Source organism: Streptomyces sp. A01, from assembly GCF_059026195.1.
Genome location: NZ_JBWLKN010000012.1, coordinates 1 through 16,393, shown reverse-complemented (window position 1 = coordinate 16,393; position 16,393 = coordinate 1). Strand labels below are relative to the sequence as shown.

Here is a 16,393-nt window from a genome sequence, read left to right as displayed (position 1 = left end):
ACCCACCTCCTGCCAAGCCACAGCGTTTGTCCGGTTCCAGGTGTTCCCAAGCGACCCTACTTGCCCGTAAATACCGCGAGTAACCATGGAATCGGAGAGTCGGAGAGGCAGCGCCATGACACGCAGAAGACGTGGTGTCCGATGTACCGTCGCGGCTGTCGCCGCACTCGCGGCAGCGCTCGGCGGGCTGACGGCCACCCCGGCCGCGGCCGGGGAACCGCCGAAGGCCGGGAGCGGTGCGGCCGGCACCGCCAGGGAGGCGGCTCCGCTGCCGCCCGGCCTGGAGAAGGTCCGCGCGGCGGAAGCCAGGAAGCTGTACGGCGACACCGCGCAGCGCCCGCTGGACGATCGGCGGTCCGCCCTGGTCTCACTCGGCGACAGCGAGATATCCGGCGAGGGCGTCGGCACGTACGAGCCGGGCACCAACGGCCCGGACAACTGGTGCCACCGCTCACCGGACTCCGCCATCCACCGCACCACGATCCCCGCCGACGTCACGTACAACGTCTCCTGCTCGGGCGCCTCCACGGAGAACATCCGCATCGGCGGCACCAAGCAGTACCCGGACGAGCTCGTACAGAGCGACAACCTCGCCATCAAGGCCCGTAACACCAAGGTCAAGATGGTGGTGCTGGTCGCCGGGGCCAACGACGACCTGCAGTTCGGCCCGGTCATCACCGACTGCGTCACCCGCTGGTTCCTCCTCCAGGGCTCCTGCCAGCCGAAGTACGCGCCCACCTGGCAGGAGCGGGTGGACCGGCTGGTGCCCAAGGTCGAGCGGACCGTACGCGACCTGCGCACCGTGATGACCGAAGCGGGCTACGCCGACGGCGACTACCAGCTCGTCGTCATGGGCTACCCGAGCCCCATCGGCCCCGACTTCACCGACAACCCGGACTTCCCCGGCAAGCTCCCCGGTGGCTGCGCCGGTTACACCTCCGACGCGGGCTGGGGCCGCGACGCGGCCGTCCCCCTCTTCGCCAGCGGCATGCGCGAGGCCGCGCGGAACACCGGCGCCGTGTTCCTCGACAACTCCCGTCTCTTCCACGGCCACGAGGTCTGCATGGACCAGAGCTGGGCGCGCGGCCTGTCCGTGGACCTCTCCAACCCCTTCCCGCCCGACTCCAACTCGGTGCGCCAGTCCTTCCACCCCAACGAGCGCGGCCACGGAGCCTTCGCCGCCTGCCTGACCCAGCTCTACGGCACCGCCTGGCGCGAAGCCAGCTGCGCCGACCCGGCCAGCACGAACACACCGGTACTGCGCGAAGGCGCCTGGGACGACGCGTTCCGGCCGCTGCGGAACGCGGCGACCGGCACCTGTGTGGACGCGCTTGAGGCAGCCAGCCGCAACGGCACCGGCGTCGGCGGCTGGGACTGCGGCGAACAGCGCAACCAGCGCTGGTGGTACGACGCGCAACGCGGCTCGGTGCACTCCGCGCTCACCCACGACCGCTGCCTCGACGTACCGGGCGGCCGCTACGAGCCCGGTGCGGCCCTGGTGCTGTGGAACTGCTCCGGCGCCGCCAACCAGCGCTTCGTCAGCGACAGCGGCACGATCCGCCCGGCCGCGGCCGCGGGACTGTGCCTGACACTGGCCTCGGCGAAGGACCGGGTACGACTTCAGAAGTGCGACGGGTCGGCTGGGCAGCGGTTCGCGTAGGCATGTCAACTGTGCCCCTATGTCCGTCCTTCGGGCGGATATAGGGGTTCACTTACAGGCGGCCTGAATACTTCTGAGGGTGAAGCCGAACCACCTCAGGCGTTCGAGGAATCTCGTACATCGATCACTGAGGCGGACCGGGCACCTCACGGCTGATCATGGAAGGGCAGCGGCGGCCGCCGAGACGCCGCCGGGAAAGCACCGAGCCCCCGGCGCGCGCCGGGGGCTCAGTCGTGCCGTGTCGCCGGGCCGGTCAGCTGCCCTGGCGGACCGGGATGCTGGTCACGAACGGCTGGGACGGGGACGGGTCGACGAAGAAGTCGTTGCCCTTGTCGTCCACGACGATGAACGCCGGGAAGTCCTCGACCTCGATCCGCCACACCGCTTCCATGCCCAGCTCCTCGTATTCGAGGACCTCGACCTTCTTGATGCAGTCCTGGGCGAGGCGGGCGGCGGGGCCGCCGATGGAGCCGAGGTAGAAGCCGCCGTGCGTGCCGCAGGCGTCGGTGACCTGCTGGGAGCGGTTGCCCTTGGCGAGCATCACCTTCGAGCCGCCCGCGGCCTGGAACTGCTCGACGTAGGCGTCCATCCGCCCCGCCGTCGTCGGCCCGAACGACCCGGACGCGTACCCCTCGGGGGTCTTGGCCGGGCCCGCGTAGTAGACCGGGTGGTCCTTGAGGTACTGCGGCATGCCCTCGCCCGCGTCCAGTCGCTCCTTGATCTTCGCGTGCGCGATGTCACGGGCGACGACCAGCGTGCCGGTCAGCGAAAGCCGGGTCTTGACCGGGTGCTTGGTCAGCTCGGCGAGGATGTCGTCCATCGGCTGGTTGAGGTCGATGGCCACCGCGCTGAGGTCCGGGCCCGCGCCCTTGGTCAGCTCTTCCTCGGTGGTCTCGGGCAGGAAGCGCGCCGGGTCGGTCTCCAGCTGCTCAAGGAAGACGCCCTCGGCGGTGATCTTCGCGACCGCCTGCCGGTCGGCGGAGCAGGAGACGGCGATGGCGACGGGGCAGGAAGCACCGTGCCGGGGCAGCCGCACCACGCGCACGTCGTGGCAGAAGTACTTGCCGCCGAACTGCGCGCCGATGCCGATCTTCTGGGTCAGCTCGAAGACCTTCTCCTCAAGTTCCTTGTCCCGGAAGCCGTGCCCGGTCGGCGAGCCCTCGGCGGGCAGCTCGTCCAGGTAGTGCGCGGAGGCGTACTTGGCGGTCTTCAGCGCGTACTCGGCGCTGGTACCGCCGACGACGATCGCCAGGTGGTACGGCGGGCAGGCGGCCGTCCCCAGCGAACGGATCTTCTCCTCCAGGAACTTCATCATCGATGCCTCGTTCAGCACCGCCTTCGTCTCCTGGTAGAGGAAGGACTTGTTGGCCGAGCCGCCGCCCTTGGCCATGAACAGGAACTTGTACGCGTCGCCGTCCGCCGCGTACAGCTCGATCTGCGCGGGGAGGTTGGTGCCGGTGTTCTGCTCGTCCCACATGGTCAGCGGGGCCATCTGCGAGTAGCGCAGATTGAGCTTGGTGTACGCGTCGAAGATGCCGCCCGAGAGAGCGGCCTCGTCGCCGCCCTCGGTCAGGACGTTCTGGCCGCGCTTGCCCATGACGATGGCGGTGCCGGTGTCCTGGCACATCGGCAGCACGCCCGCCGCCGCGATGTTCGCGTTCTTCAGCAGGTCGAGTGCTACGAACCGGTCGTTGGCGCTGGCCTCCGGGTCGTCCAGGATGCGGCGCAGCTGCGCGAGGTGGGCCGGTCGCAGGTAGTGCGAGATGTCGTGCATCGCCTCGGCGGCCAGCTTGCGCAGCGCCTCCGGCTCGACCTTGAGGAACGTCCGCCCGTCCGCCTCGAAGGTGCTCACACCCTCGGCGGTGACCAGGCGGTACGGCGTGGTGTCCGCGCCCAGGGGCAGCAGGTCCGTGTAGGCGAACTCGGGTTGTGATGGGCGGGGGGCAGCAGGCATCGCGGCCATTCCTCACTCGGCGGACTATCGCTGGCATCGGTGACAGAGGTGCGTCCCGGCCGGAAGCTGGGGCGCCCACCAGAGTAGAACGGCGGCGCGGCCGCACCGCTGTGAGGTCAGGCTCACTTCCCGCCGCGCCCCGGTCCTACGGCTCGTCGGCCGCGCTGCCGGGCTCGTGCGCCGAGCAGTGCCACTCCCTTTGTAGGGCTATCGCGATCTATCGCGTTTCGCTACGCTGAGCCCGTGGACGAACAGCAGCCGGCGCCCCCGGCCTCGTTGACCAAGGCCACGGGCGCGCCAGAGAAGAAGCCCGGATACGACCATGTGCGGGAGTCTGCGGGGGAGCCGTCGGCCACGCACGGGGCGGCGCCCACGGACGGCGCCCGTGCCGACCGCGCCGCCGGTGCCGACGGCGCCTGGGCGGGCGACGGCGGCGCAGACGCGCGCCTTCGCGCCTCCGACGCGGACCGCGACCGCTTCGCCGACATCCTGCGCGAAGCGCTCGCCGAAGGACGGCTGACCGCCGAGGAGCACGCCGACCGGATCAGCGGGGTGTACGAGGCCAAGACGCGCGGCGAGCTGGAGATCTTCGTCCGCGACCTGCCCGTACGGTCCGCGTCGGCCGCCCCTGCCATGGCGGGCACCGCGCACCTCGCGGACACCCGGCGCGCCCCCGCCACCGACAACCTGATCGCGGTCTTCGGCGGCGCGTCCCGCAAGGGGCGGTGGCGGGTGGGCCGCAGGACGAACGCGTTCGCGCTGTTCGGCGGCGTCGAGATCGATCTGACCGAGGCGGTCTTCGAGCAGCAGGAGATCGTCATCAACGTCACCGCGATCTTCGGCGGGGTGGACATCAAGGTCCCCGAGAACGTGTCCCTGCGGACGACCGGCACCGGCGTCTTCGGTGGCTTCGACGTCGCCAGCCAGGAGGCGGCGGACCCGTCGGCGCCCGTGGTCGTCGTCAGCGGCCTGGCGGTCTTCGGCGGGGCCGAGGCCAAGCCCAAGCGGGGCAAACGGCTGAAGAATCTGAACGCGCGAGGGGCATAGCGGGGCTTAAGGGATAGGTGCCGCGAGATAGGGGTAGAACGCCGGGCGGCAAAGGGCAACGGTGTGCATAAGCCCGCGCACAGCGGGTAAAGCTTGGTGCATCGTCTCTCGTACGGCTGCGGGCGCGAATGGTCGTGCGCAGCGAGGCGGGCAAGGGTGTGACCCAACCGGAGCCGTCGTCAGGAGTAGACCGTGCTGCAACCGCATCACCCCCTGCAGGACGCCACCGTGCCCCCGCAGCGTGATCACGCTCGGGATCAGGCCGGTCCCTGGCATTCGGAGGCGGTGTGCCGCCGGGATGAAGCTGGCTTGTTCTTCGCGCCTTCCAAGGAGCCAACTGCCGCCCGGCTGTCCAGGGAAGAGGCCGCGAAGCGGGTATGCGCACGATGCCCGGTCATGATCGAGTGCCGGGAGCACGCCCTGCTTCAGCCCGAGCCGTACGGGGTGTGGGGCGGCCTGACGGCCGCGGAGCGGCGCGTGGTGCTGGCGCGCCGTCGGCGCCGGGAGGCGGAGCTCCAGCGCGCGGTGCGCATCGCGGCGGCCGGCTGACCGCTCACCGGCATCGCGAGTCCGCAGCCCGGCCGACCGCACGGCCGGAGCGGGACGATAGTCGGAAGCTGAGGCGGGCCGAGCCAGAAGCCTGGCCGGACCCGGAGCCCGGCCGACCGCACACCCGAACCGGGCCCGAAGCCGAACCGGGCCCGAAGCCGAACCGGGCCCGAAGCCGAACGGGCCACGACCAGACCCGGGCCGCAGCCCGGCCACCTACCCACCCAGCCTGCCCGAGGGGCGACGCCCAGCCGTGCCTGAGAGCGGTCGGGGCGACGGGCTCAAGGCGAAAACGGGCCGGGCCTCGCCAGTGGTCGGCGAGGCCCGGCCCGTTCGTACGCGGGTGGCTGGGTGAGCCGCACAGGGTCGCCCGGCCTGGGTGTCACAACGGCGGCGCGCTCAGCGCCGGTGACGCATGCGGTGCTGCCCGGAGGTCAGCGGGCGCGCTCGAAGTCCACCGACGCGTAGGCGCGGAGCTTGGACAGCTGGTGGGTCGAGTCGATCTGCCGGATCGTGCCCGACTTGGACCGCATGACCAGCGACTGCGTCGTGGCGGTCTCCGCCCCGTAGCGCACGCCGCGCAGCAGGTCGCCGTCCGTGATGCCGGTCGCGACGAAGAACACGTTGTCGCCGCTGACCAGGTCGTCGGTCTGCAGCACGCGGTCGAGATCGTGGCCCGCGTCCAGGGCGCGCTGCTTCTCCGCCTCGTCCTTGGGCCACAGCCTGGTCTGGATCGTGCCGCCCAGGCACTTGATCGCGCAGGCCGTGATGATCCCCTCCGGGGTGCCGCCGATGCCGAGCAGCAGGTCCACGCCCGTGCCCTCGCGTACGGCCATGATCGCGCCCGCGACATCGCCGTCGGAGATGAACTTGATCCGGGCGCCCGCCTCGCGGACCTCCTTGACGATGCCGTCGTGCCGCGGCCGGTCCAGGATGACGACGGTGACGTCCTCGGGGCTGGACCGCTTCGCCTTGGCGACCCGGCGGATGTTCACCCCGGCCGGGGCCGTGATGTCGACGAACTCGGCGGCCTCCGGTCCTGTGACGAGCTTGTCCATGTAGAAGACGGCCGACGGGTCGAACATCGAGCCGCGCTCGGCGACCGCGAGCACCGACACCGCGTTGGCCATGCCTTTGGCGGTGAGCGTGGTGCCGTCCACGGGGTCCACGGCGACGTCGCACTCGGGGCCGGTCCCATCGCCCACCCGCTCGCCGTTGTAGAGCATCGGCGCCTCGTCCTTCTCGCCCTCGCCGATGACGACGACGCCGTTCATCGAGACGGTGTGGACGAGCGAACGCATGGCCTTCACGGCGGCGCCGTCAGCGCCGTTCTTGTCGCCGCGGCCGACCCAGCGGCCGGATGCCATGGCGCCGGCCTCGGTGACCCGGACCAGCTCCAGAGCGAGGTTGCGGTCGGGTGCCTCGGGGCTGACTTCGAGTTGGGAGGGCAGATGATTCTCGGTCATCGGAGCGCACCTTTCTGTACGGCGACGGCCGTTGGACCCCTCCAGCCCGAAGCGGGGCAAGGAGGGCGAGGGTGCTCATGACTTTATCGGTACGTCGCGAAAATGAGCAGTGGGCCCTACGCATGAGCGCCGTCAAGGCCCGTCAGCGGGCCGACGTCAGGCCCGCCCCGGCCGTGCGGCAGGCCGTGGTCCCGCTGCTGCGGTCGCCGCAGGGCGAGGTGCCCTCGGTCCCGCCGGTCCCCCGGCTCCCCGGTCCCGTCGGGTCCGGTGCGGCCCGGTCGCCTCGGTTCGGCCCCGCCCCTTCGTGCGGGCGCCCGCTCCGCTCGTAGGGCAGGGCCGGGGTCAAGGTCGTCACAGGCATGGGGGACGATAGGGGGGTGGCTGGTACGCGTGGTGAGAATCAGACGGTTCGGAACATGGTGCTCTCGCTCGGTGTCGTCGGCATCGTGGCGGCGGTCATCTATGTCTTCATTCCGCACGACGACAGCAAGGACCCGATCAAGACGGTCGACACCCGCGTCGCCGTGGACACGGCGCGCCGTGCCGCTCCGTACGCGATAGCGGCTCCCGTGGGGCTGCCGGAGGGCTGGCGCGCGACGTCCGTCTCCTACCGCGGTCAGACCAAGGCGGGCGCCGTCTGGCACCTCGGCTACCTGACCCCGGACAAGGAGTACGTCGGCGTCGAGCAGAGCGACACCGAGAACGTGCGCCGCTACGTCGCCGACGTCACCCACAGCGCGAAGAAGACCGGCGGCTCGCGCGAGGTCGAAGGCAAGAAGTGGACCCGGTACGAGGGCGAGAAGTACGACGGGTTGGTACGCACGGAGCCCGGCGTGACGACGATCGTCACCGGCACGGCCCCGGAGCGCGACCTCGTACGGATGGTCGCCGCGCTCAAGGCGAAGAAGGGCAGCGTGCCGCCGCCCGTGCAGAGCGCCACGCCCGCGCCCACGGCTGAGAAGCCGACCAAGCCGGAGAAGCCGGCCAAGCCCGAAGAGAGCACTCCGGCCAAGCCGTAGCGGCAGCGGTCAGTCGCCGCCCTGGATGCTGAACAGCCGGTCGGCCGGACAGCCGGACCGCTGGATGGCTGTCAGCCGAGCACCCGCGCCCCGTGTCCCAGCTCGACTGGGGACACGGGGCGCGGTGATGCGTGCCAGGATGTCGCGGCCCGCGCGCGGGACGGGCGTCAGACGGTGGTGATGACCTCGTCGAAGGCCAGGCGGGGGGAGCGGTCGCGGAACGCGTCCGGGCCCGGCTTGCCCAGGTTCACCACGGCCAGCACGGTGTGGTCGCCGTCGCCGAAGAACTCCTTGCCCAGGCCCTCGGCGTCGAAGCCGGTCATCGGCCCGGCGGCGAGGCCCGCGGCGCGGACGCCGACGATGAAGTAGCCGATCTGGAGCGCGGCGTTGAACGTGCCGGCCCGCTCGCGCGCCGGGCGCTCGGAGAAGAAGGCGTCCTTGATGCCGGGGGCGTGCGGGAAGAGCTTCGGCAGCTCCTCGTGGAACTCGTGGTCCACGGCGAGGACGGCGACCAGCGGCGCGCTGGCGGTCTTCGGCTGGTTGCCCTCGGCCATGTGGGAGACCAGACGCTCACGAGCCTCCGGGGAGCGGACCAGCAGTACGCGCAGCGGCGACATGTTGAACGCCGTGGGGGCGTACTTGACGAGGTCGTACACGGCCTCGATCTGCTCATCGGTCACCGGCTCGTCGGTGAACGTGTTGGCGGTACGAGCCTCACGGAACAGCAGGTCCTGTGCGGTCGTGTCGAGGGCGAGAGTCATGGCATACCTTCTGCGTTGTCTGTGCCGTTCAGGGGCACGCGTTCGGGCTGGCACGTTCCACTGTACGCGATTTAGATTAACCTTCAACTAAAACGGGAAGAGGGTGCTCCACTTCACGTACGGCATCATGTGGACCCCTTGGCTCGCCTGGGCCGCGACGGGGCCCGGGTCCCCGCCGGGCCCGCTCCGGGAGGGGGACGGCCTGGCCCGTTCTGGCCCGACCTGCCACAGAGCCGGAGCGGGAGTCCGAACCGGAGCCGGAACCCGGAGCAGGAGCCGGAGCCGGGATCGGAGCCGATCCAGCTGGCGGGCCCGGTCCCGAGGTCGGGCTCAGTCCTCGGTGGCGGCAGCGTCCTCGTCGGGCTCCGAGTCCTCGGCCAGTGCCGCGTCGAGCCGCAGCCGCGCGCCGTCCAGCCAGCGACGGCACACCTTCGCCAGCTCCTCGCCGCGCTCCCACAGGGCGAGCGATTCCTCCAGCGTGGTGCCGCCCGCCTCCAGCCGCCGCACCACCTCGACCAACTCGTCCCGCGCCTGCTCGTACCCGAGCGCGGTCTCGGCGGTCTTCTCGCCTGTCTTCACCATGCCTCCAGCCTAGGGTCGCGGTACGACAATGACGTCACGCCGGTATGGCGCGTCAGCCCGCCCGGGGCGGGACCTTCACCGGTTCCAGTTCCAGTTCCAGTTCCAGTTCGGGTCGGTCTCAGCTCGGGTCAGCTCCAGCCGGGCTCCGCACCTCCGGCCCGCGCGCCTCACCGCGCCCGCTGTCACTCCTCGCCGCCACTCCGCCCGGCCGTCTCCGCGATCACGGTGAACTCGCCCTCCGCCACCCGGGCCCGCAGTCGCTCCGCGTCGGCCACCTCGCCCGCGGAGCGTACGACCGAGCCGTTCGCGTGCTGGAGCACCGCGTAGCCGCGCCGCAGGGTCGCGGCAGGGGAGAGCGCCACAACCCGGGCGCGGGTGTGCGACAGCTCCGAGTCGGCGCGGTCCAGCAGATGCCCGATCGTGCGGCGACTGCGGTGGAGCAGCGCGCTCACTTGCTCCGCGCGCTCATCGACCATGCGATGCGGCCGCTGTATGCACGGTCTGGCCAGAGCCGCCGCGAGGCCGCGCTCCTCCCGGTCGAGCTGCCCGTTGACCGCGCGCAGCGCACGCTCCCGCAGATGCTGGACCCGGGTCAGCTCCTCGCCGACGTCCGGCACGACCTTCTTCGCCGCGTCGGTGGGAGTGGAGGCACGGACATCGGCGACCAGGTCCAGAAGCGGCGAGTCCGGTTCGTGGCCGATCGCTGAGACCACCGGGGTCCGGCAGGCGGCCACGGCTCGTATCAGCTGCTCGTCCGAGAACGGCAGCAGATCCTCCACACTGCCGCCGCCGCGCGCCACCACGATCACATCGATCTCGGGCAGCGCGTCCAGCTCCTTCACCGCCTCGATCACCTGCGGCACCGCGTGCACTCCCTGCACCGGAACGTTGCGGACCTCGAACCGGACGGCGGGCCAGCGCAGCCGCGCGTTCTCCAGCACGTCACGCTCGGCGGCCGAGGCCCGGCCGCAGACCAGGCCGATCAGCTGGGGGAGGAAGGGCAGCGGGCGCTTGCGGTCGGCGGCGAACAGGCCCTCGGCGGCGAGCGACTTCTTCAGCCGCTCCAGCCTCGCGAGCAGTTCGCCGACGCCCACCGGCCGGATCTCGGCGGCACGCAGCGAGAGCTGCCCGCGCGGCGCGTACCACTCCGGCTTGGCGTGCACGATGACGCGGGCGCCCTCGGTGACGCTGTCGGCGACCTGCTCGAAGACGGAACGGAAGCACGTCACACTCAGGGAGATGTCGTACGACGGGTCGCGCAGCGTCAGGAACACCACCCCCGCGCCCGGCCGCCGCGAGAGCTGCGTGATCTGGCCCTCGACCCAGACCGCGCCCAGCCGGTCGATCCAGCCCCCGATCAGCCGGGACACTTCGCCGACTGCGATCGGCGTCTCGGGCGATGTGTTCACAGCCATGCCGATGAGCGTAGCGGCGCCCACCGACAGCGGCGCCCACCGACAGCGGGGGCCCGTTCGCCCTCCAGGTCTCCGCGAGCGCGGGGCGCGCAGTGATGGCCGGGCGGGGAGCGGCCGCGTCGTGTCTCCGGCGGATCATGCGTACCCGGCATCGAGGCCGTGTATGGGCTTCGCAAGCAGCCACGCCCCGGGGAAGCAGCTCTCGCCCAGCGAAGGGACGTGCCCGTCAGGGGCATGGGGGAACTGCGCGACCAGCCACGACGCACCCGCAGTCCGCGAAGCACGGACAGGGGCACGCACAGACGCCCGCACAGACGCCCGGACAGGGGCTCCCAGCACGGTCCGCCGGGCAGGGCCTAGCCCGGGGACTTGCCCGCCCGGCCCCGCCACTGCGCGGCCAGCACCACCAGACCCACCGCCAGCCAGATCGCGCCGATCCGCTGCGCCGTGTCCGACGCCTCGACGATCACGGCGACGACGATGCCCATGCCGACCAGCGGCACCAGCACATGCCGGAGCACGCTCGGCACCTCGGCCCGCTTCCGTACCCAGAACCAGCCGATGACCGACGCGTGCAGCAGCGCGAACGCCGTCAGCGCGCCGACGTCGACCACCGACACCAGGCGGTCGAGGCCGTCGTCGCGGCGGGCCGCCCACACCGCGGCGATCAGGGTGATGACGGCGGCGCTGAGCAGCGCCCGCCGCGGCACCCCGCTGTGCGTGTCCACCTTCGCCACCGCGCCGGGCAGCCGCCGGTCGCGCGCCATGGCGAACAGCAGCCGTCCCGCCGCCGCCTGTCCGGCGAGCGCGGCGAAGGCCGCGCCGATCGCCTTGCTCACCGCGACCAGGTCATGCAGCCAGGTGCCGATCGAGTGGTCGACCGTGTCGTAGAAGGCGGAACCCTGGCCCGCGGGCTTGTCGGCCAGCTCGGCCGAGGACATCGGGGCGAGCAGGGCTGCCAGATACGTCTGGACGACGAAGAGGACACCGGCCACCGCCAGGCAGGTCAGCACGGCGTGCGCGACGCGCGCCGGACCGGCCGCACTTCGCCAGCCGCTGCCCTTGCCCGGCGGCGTGCCGCGTGGGTCGTCGAGCGCCTCCTCGGCGAACGAGGCGATGGCGTCGAAGCCGAGGTAGGAGAGCACGGCGACGGACACCGCGCTGAACACGGCCGTGATCGTGAACCCGCTCTGCCCGGTCAGTGGCGACAGCCAGTCGCGCTGCGCGCCGTTCGCCACCAGCTCGGCGACGGCCGCGACAACGAAGATCAGCAGCACCACGATCTCCATCGCCAGCACGAGGAAGCCGACCAGTGCCGCCGCCCGCACACCCCACAGGTTCAGCCCGGTGGTCACCACCACGGCGATGGTCGTCCACACTCACCGGTCGACGGACGGCACCAGCTCCTCCATGGCAATGCCGGAGAAGAGGTAGGCGACGGCGGGGATCAGCAGGTAGTCGAGCATGGCCATCCACCCGGCGATGAAGCCGGGCCCCTCGCCGAGCCCCACGCGCGCGTACGTGAAGACCGAGCCGGCCCGGGGGGCGACGCGGACCATCTGCGCGTACGAGTACGCCGTGAAGGCCATCGCCACCGTCGCGACGAGATAGACCAGCGCGACGGCGCCGTGCGACTTCGCGTCGAGCGCCCCGAAGACGCCAACGGGAGCCATCGGCGCGATGAACAAGAGACCGTATACGACCAGGTCACGGAAGGTGAGTGTGCGTCGCAGCGTGGCATCCGCGCTCGTCGGGCCGGTGGCCGTCATGCCTGCTCATGCCTCCTCTTTGAGCCTCGCCTCAGTGTCGTCCACCAGAGGGACCTTTCCGCGTTGCGCCACGGCCGTACCATGGTCGGCATGACTGCAACGCCCAGCCCGTCGCCCGCCACCGCCCCGAGCGGAGACGCTTCGCGTGACACCCGCCGGGTCCTGCTCGCAGCGCCACGCGGATACTGCGCGGGTGTGGATCGAGCCGTGATCGCCGTCGAAAAGGCCCTGGAGCAGTACGGCGCACCGATCTATGTGCGCAAGGAAATCGTCCACAACAAGTACGTCGTGCGGACACTGGAGAAGAAGGGCGCGATCTTCGTCGAGGAGACGGAGGAAGTGCCCGAGGGCTCCATCGTGATCTTCTCCGCGCACGGCGTCGCGCCGGTCGTCCACGAGGAGGCCGCACGGCGGCAACTCGCGACGATCGACGCGACCTGCCCGCTGGTCACCAAGGTCCACAAGGAAGCCGTCCGTTTCGCGAACGACGACTACGACATCCTCCTCATCGGCCACGAGGGCCACGAGGAGGTCATCGGCACGAGTGGCGAGGCGCCCGACCACGTCACGCTGGTCGACGGCCCTGACGACGTGAAGAACGTCGAGGTCCGCGACGAGTCCAAGGTCGTCTGGCTCTCCCAGACGACGCTGTCCGTCGACGAGACGATGGAGACGGTCGACGCGCTCAAGGAGAAGTTCCCGCAGCTCATCAGCCCGCCGAGCGATGACATCTGCTACGCCACGCAGAACCGGCAGATCGCGGTGAAGGAAATCGCGGCCGATTCCGACCTCGTGATCGTCGTCGGCTCGAAGAACTCCTCCAACTCGGTGCGGCTGGTCGAGGTCGCCCTGGGCGCCGGAGCCAAGGCCGGGCACCTGGTCGACTACGCGAGCGAGATCGACGAGGCGTGGCTTGAGGGCGTGCGCACCGTCGGTGTCACCTCGGGTGCGTCCGTGCCGGACGTGCTGGTCGAGGGCGTCGTGGAGTGGCTGGCCGAGCGCGGGTTCGCCGACGTCGAGGTCGTACAGCCGATGAAGGAGAGCATCACGTTCTCCCTGCCCAAGGAGCTGCGCCGGGACCTGCGCGCCGAGGCGGCGGCCGCTGCCTCGCAGCCGCCCGCCGAGTAGCGCTCCGAGTGGTCCGCCGGCCGGCCGCCGGCCCCTGACGGGGTTCGGCGGGAAGCGCCGGTGCCGGCGGCGGCCGGTGGCGGCCGGTGGCGCGGGCCCGACCGGGAACGAGCCCTTGGAGTTCCTCAAGCGAAGTCTCTTTCGACTCCTCCGCCGTTCACGGCCCTTCTCCGTCCTTCGCCGTCCGAGGGGTGTACGGTCCCGCCCGGCTCTAGCGTGGTGTCCATGAACGTATTCGGTGTGGACATCGGCGGGTCGGGGATCAAGGGCGCCCCGGTGGACCTGGAGCGCGGCGAGCTGGCGGCGGAGCGGCACAAGATGCTGACCCCGCGCCCGGCGACGCCCGAAGCCGTGATGGCCAGTGTGTGCGAGGTGGTCGGGCACTTCGGCTGGCACGGGCCGGTCGGAGTGACCTACCCGGGAGTGGTGGTCGGCGGTACGACCCGTACGGCCGCGAACGTGGACACGGGCTGGATCGGTCTTGACGCGGCCGGGCTGCTCGCGAAACGGCTGAGCGCGCCGGTCACGCTGGTCAACGACGCGGACGCGGCGGGCATCGCGGAGATGCGGTTCGGCGCCGGCCGTGGGCGCACCGGCACGGTGATCGTGCTCACCCTCGGCACGGGGATCGGCAGCGCGATCTTCACCGGCGGGCGGCTCGTACCCAACACCGAGCTCGGTCACCTGGAACTGCACGGGTACGAAGCGGAGAAGCGCGCCTCGACGCGGACCAAGGACGACGAGGGCCTGAGCTGGCAGCACTGGGCGCACCGGGTCCAGAAGTACCTCGCGCATCTGGAGATGCTGTTCTCACCCGAGCTGTTCGTCATCGGCGGCGGCGTCAGCCGCAAAGCGGAGAAGTTCCTGCCGCTGATCAAGGACGTCAGGGCCGAGATCTTGCCTGCTCAGCTGCAGAACAACGCGGGGATTGTGGGCGCGGCGATGGCGGCGACTGTGGCAGGCGCGGCCGTTCCGTAGCCGGCCGGCCCGGGCCCGCGTCCTGCTCGGGGGGCCGCGCTTGAGCCGGGCCCCGGCCCTGGCCCAGCTCCCGCTGCCTCTCCTTGGTCCGCTGGCGCCGACCCACCAGCACGACGCGCCGCACGAGGACGACCGCGCCGGTCAGCAGGGTCCCGGCGTACAGCCAGCCCGGGTGCAGCGACAGCGCGGTCACCAGGCCCATGGCCTGCCCGCCGAGCCCCTCGCCGTCGCTGATCGGCACCAGGCCGACGGCGTACGCGATGGGCATGCTCACCGGCGCGGTGATCAGGTCGGCGGGCCGCACCCACAGCCCGCACGCGACGCACGCGAGGAAGAAGAGGACACCGTACGCGGCCGGTGAACCGGACAGCAGCAGCGCGTCCAGGCAGCCCGTGACGAGCATGGCGACCGTGGCCAGCAGCCCCGTGCCGAGGCCGGTCAGCTTCGGCTCGGGCAGCCTGCGCAGCGCGGCGGCCAGCGGCGGAGGCAGGGCCTTCGCGGGCCGCGCTCGGTAGACAGTGGCTTTCTCGCCCGCGTCAACGCCGCCCGGAGCACTGCGGGGGGCGCTGCCACCGGGGCGGTCCGCCGAGGGGCGGGGCGGCGGCGCCGTGCGTCGGGGCGTACGCGTACTGGGTTGTTCCACGACACCAACGTAGGTCGCCACCTGGCCGTGTACAGACCATGGACACGCCCTTTGGCTCACCTTGGCTGTGTGTTCGACCGATTGTCCGCCCGGTTGGCGTCGGGTTGCGCCCATTCGGGCGGCAGGGCGCGACCTGTCGCCGGGCGGCAGGGTGCGACCTCTCGCGCGCGGAAGCGAGAACCGAGCGCGGGGAGAGGGGAAGGGAGCGGGCCCGTAGACTGGTGGACCGGTCCGCCCAGGGCCTGGTCCCTTTCACATTCTCGCTACGGGAAGTCGCCACGTGTCGCTCACGATCGGAATCGTCGGCCTGCCGAATGTCGGCAAGTCGACCCTTTTCAACGCCCTGACCAAGAACGACGTGCTGGCGGCCAACTACCCGTTCGCCACCATCGAGCCGAACGTCGGCGTCGTGGGCGTCCCCGACCCCCGTCTCGCCACCCTCGCCGAGATCTTCTCCTCCGCGCGCAAGATCCCCGCCACGGTCGACTTCGTCGACATCGCGGGCATCGTGCGCGGCGCCTCCGAAGGCGAGGGCCTGGGCAACAAGTTCCTGGCGAACATCCGCGAGTCGGACGCGATCTGCCAGGTCATCCGGGCCTTCCAGGACGAGAACGTCGTGCACGTGGACGGCAAGGTCTCGCCCAAGGACGACATCGAGACGATCAACACCGAGCTGATCCTGGCCGACCTCCAGTCGGTCGAGAAGGCCGTCCCGCGCCTGACGAAGGAATCCCGCCTCCAGAAGGAGAAGGTCGCGGTCCTGGCGGCGGTCGAGGAGGCGCAGAAGATCCTCGAAAGCGGCCAGACCCTCTTCTCGGCGGGCATCACCGCGGGCACCGAGCGCGGCAAGCTCCTGCACGAGCTGCACCTGCTCACCACCAAGCCGTTCCTCTACGTCTTCAACGTGGACGAGGACGAGCTGGTGGACGAGGACTTCAAGGACGCGCAGCGCGCCCTCGTCGCCCCGGCCGAGGCCATCTTCCTCAACGCCAAGATCGAGTCCGAACTGATCGAACTCGACGACGACGAGGCCCTCGAACTCCTCCAGTCCATGGGCCAGGAAGAGCCCGGCCTCGCCACCCTCGGCCGCGTCGGCTTCGCCACCCTCGGCCTCCAGACGTACCTGACGGCAGGCCCGAAGGAGGCCCGCGCCTGGACCATCAAGAAGGGCGCGACGGCCCCCGAGGCGGCCGGTGTGATCCACACCGACTTCCAGAAGGGCTTCATCAAGGCGGAGGTCATCTCCTTCGAGGACCTGGTGGCGACCGGCTCGGTCGCCGAGGCCCGCGCGAAGGGCAAGGCCCGTATGGAAGGCAAGGACTACGTCATGCAGGACGGGGACGTGGTGGAGTTCCGGTTCAACGTGTAATCGTCCCGTTACTGTATGTTGGTCGTTTCGTCAAACGTGCCAGTCAGAAGGGG

Annotated in this window: 13 protein-coding genes and 1 pseudogene; 7 read left to right on the top strand and 7 right to left on the bottom strand. The window is 70.9% G+C overall.

What is annotated here, in order from left to right; all coding sequences use genetic code 11:
- The first annotated feature begins 115 nt into the window (after window positions 1–115).
- Window positions 116–1,660 carry a ricin-type beta-trefoil lectin domain protein gene (locus AC5P1B_RS17835; protein WP_493888240.1) on the top strand — a complete coding sequence of 515 codons (1,545 nt, stop codon included), beginning with the start codon at window positions 116–118 and terminating at the stop codon, window positions 1,658–1,660.
- 253 nt (window positions 1,661–1,913) lie between these two features.
- On the opposite strand, the gene AC5P1B_RS17830 is transcribed toward AC5P1B_RS17835, so the two are convergent.
- Entirely contained in the window at window positions 1,914–3,614 is a 1,701-nt protein-coding gene (locus AC5P1B_RS17830) for a fumarate hydratase (RefSeq protein ID WP_493888239.1), read from the bottom strand.
- Window positions 3,615–3,857: 243 nt separating this feature from the next.
- Here AC5P1B_RS17830 and AC5P1B_RS17825 point away from each other — a divergent pair, with 243 nt between their 5' ends.
- Both AC5P1B_RS17825 and AC5P1B_RS17820 read left to right on the top strand, forming a co-directional pair.
- Window positions 3,858–4,661 carry a DUF1707 SHOCT-like domain-containing protein gene (locus AC5P1B_RS17825; protein ID WP_493888238.1) on the top strand — a complete coding sequence of 268 codons (804 nt, stop codon included), beginning with the start codon at window positions 3,858–3,860 and terminating at the stop codon, window positions 4,659–4,661.
- Between the two features lie 192 nt (window positions 4,662–4,853).
- The gene (locus AC5P1B_RS17820) at window positions 4,854–5,210 is read left to right on the top strand and encodes a WhiB family transcriptional regulator (protein ID WP_493888237.1); all 357 of its coding nucleotides are present in this window, start codon (window positions 4,854–4,856) and stop codon (window positions 5,208–5,210) included.
- Between the two features lie 434 nt (window positions 5,211–5,644).
- Here AC5P1B_RS17820 and glpX read toward each other — a convergent pair whose 3' ends face one another.
- Complete coding sequence (gene glpX, locus AC5P1B_RS17815; protein ID WP_493888236.1) at window positions 5,645–6,676, bottom strand: class II fructose-bisphosphatase; 1,032 nt, start codon at window positions 6,674–6,676, stop codon at window positions 5,645–5,647.
- A gap of 359 nt (window positions 6,677–7,035) precedes the next feature.
- Here glpX and AC5P1B_RS17810 point away from each other — a divergent pair, with 359 nt between their 5' ends.
- Entirely contained in the window at window positions 7,036–7,695 is a 660-nt protein-coding gene (locus AC5P1B_RS17810) for a DUF4245 domain-containing protein (RefSeq protein ID WP_493888235.1), read from the top strand.
- Window positions 7,696–7,862: 167 nt separating this feature from the next.
- On the opposite strand, the gene AC5P1B_RS17805 is transcribed toward AC5P1B_RS17810, so the two are convergent.
- The 4 genes and pseudogenes from AC5P1B_RS17805 to AC5P1B_RS17790 form a co-directional block, all read right to left on the bottom strand.
- Window positions 7,863–8,456 (bottom strand): malonic semialdehyde reductase, encoded by a 594-nt coding sequence (locus AC5P1B_RS17805; RefSeq protein WP_493888234.1) that lies wholly within the window; start codon window positions 8,454–8,456, stop codon window positions 7,863–7,865.
- Window positions 8,457–8,786: 330 nt separating this feature from the next.
- Entirely contained in the window at window positions 8,787–9,038 is a 252-nt protein-coding gene (locus AC5P1B_RS17800) for an exodeoxyribonuclease VII small subunit (RefSeq protein WP_493888233.1), read from the bottom strand.
- Window positions 9,039–9,220: 182 nt separating this feature from the next.
- Window positions 9,221–10,453 carry an exodeoxyribonuclease VII large subunit gene (gene xseA, locus AC5P1B_RS17795; protein WP_493888232.1) on the bottom strand — a complete coding sequence of 411 codons (1,233 nt, stop codon included), beginning with the start codon at window positions 10,451–10,453 and terminating at the stop codon, window positions 9,221–9,223.
- Window positions 10,454–10,809: 356 nt separating this feature from the next.
- Window positions 10,810–12,222, bottom strand: a pseudogene (locus AC5P1B_RS17790) (APC family permease).
- A gap of 90 nt (window positions 12,223–12,312) precedes the next feature.
- Between AC5P1B_RS17790 and AC5P1B_RS17785 the strand changes: the two are divergent.
- Window positions 12,313–13,350, top strand: a complete 1,038-nt coding sequence (locus tag AC5P1B_RS17785; protein ID WP_493888231.1) for a 4-hydroxy-3-methylbut-2-enyl diphosphate reductase — start codon at window positions 12,313–12,315, stop codon at window positions 13,348–13,350.
- 225 nt (window positions 13,351–13,575) lie between these two features.
- Window positions 13,576–14,328, top strand: a complete 753-nt coding sequence (gene ppgK / locus AC5P1B_RS17780) for a polyphosphate--glucose phosphotransferase (RefSeq protein WP_493888230.1) — start codon at window positions 13,576–13,578, stop codon at window positions 14,326–14,328.
- Here ppgK and AC5P1B_RS17775 read toward each other — a convergent pair.
- Window positions 14,234–14,971: a DUF6542 domain-containing protein gene (locus AC5P1B_RS17775; RefSeq protein WP_493888229.1), complete on the bottom strand. Its 738-nt coding sequence runs from the start codon at window positions 14,969–14,971 to the stop codon at window positions 14,234–14,236. The genes ppgK and AC5P1B_RS17775 overlap by 95 nt on opposite strands.
- A gap of 280 nt (window positions 14,972–15,251) precedes the next feature.
- Here AC5P1B_RS17775 and ychF point away from each other — a divergent pair, with 280 nt between their 5' ends.
- Entirely contained in the window at window positions 15,252–16,340 is a 1,089-nt protein-coding gene (ychF, locus tag AC5P1B_RS17770; protein ID WP_493888228.1) for a redox-regulated ATPase YchF, read from the top strand.
- Window positions 16,341–16,393: the final 53 nt, after the last annotated feature.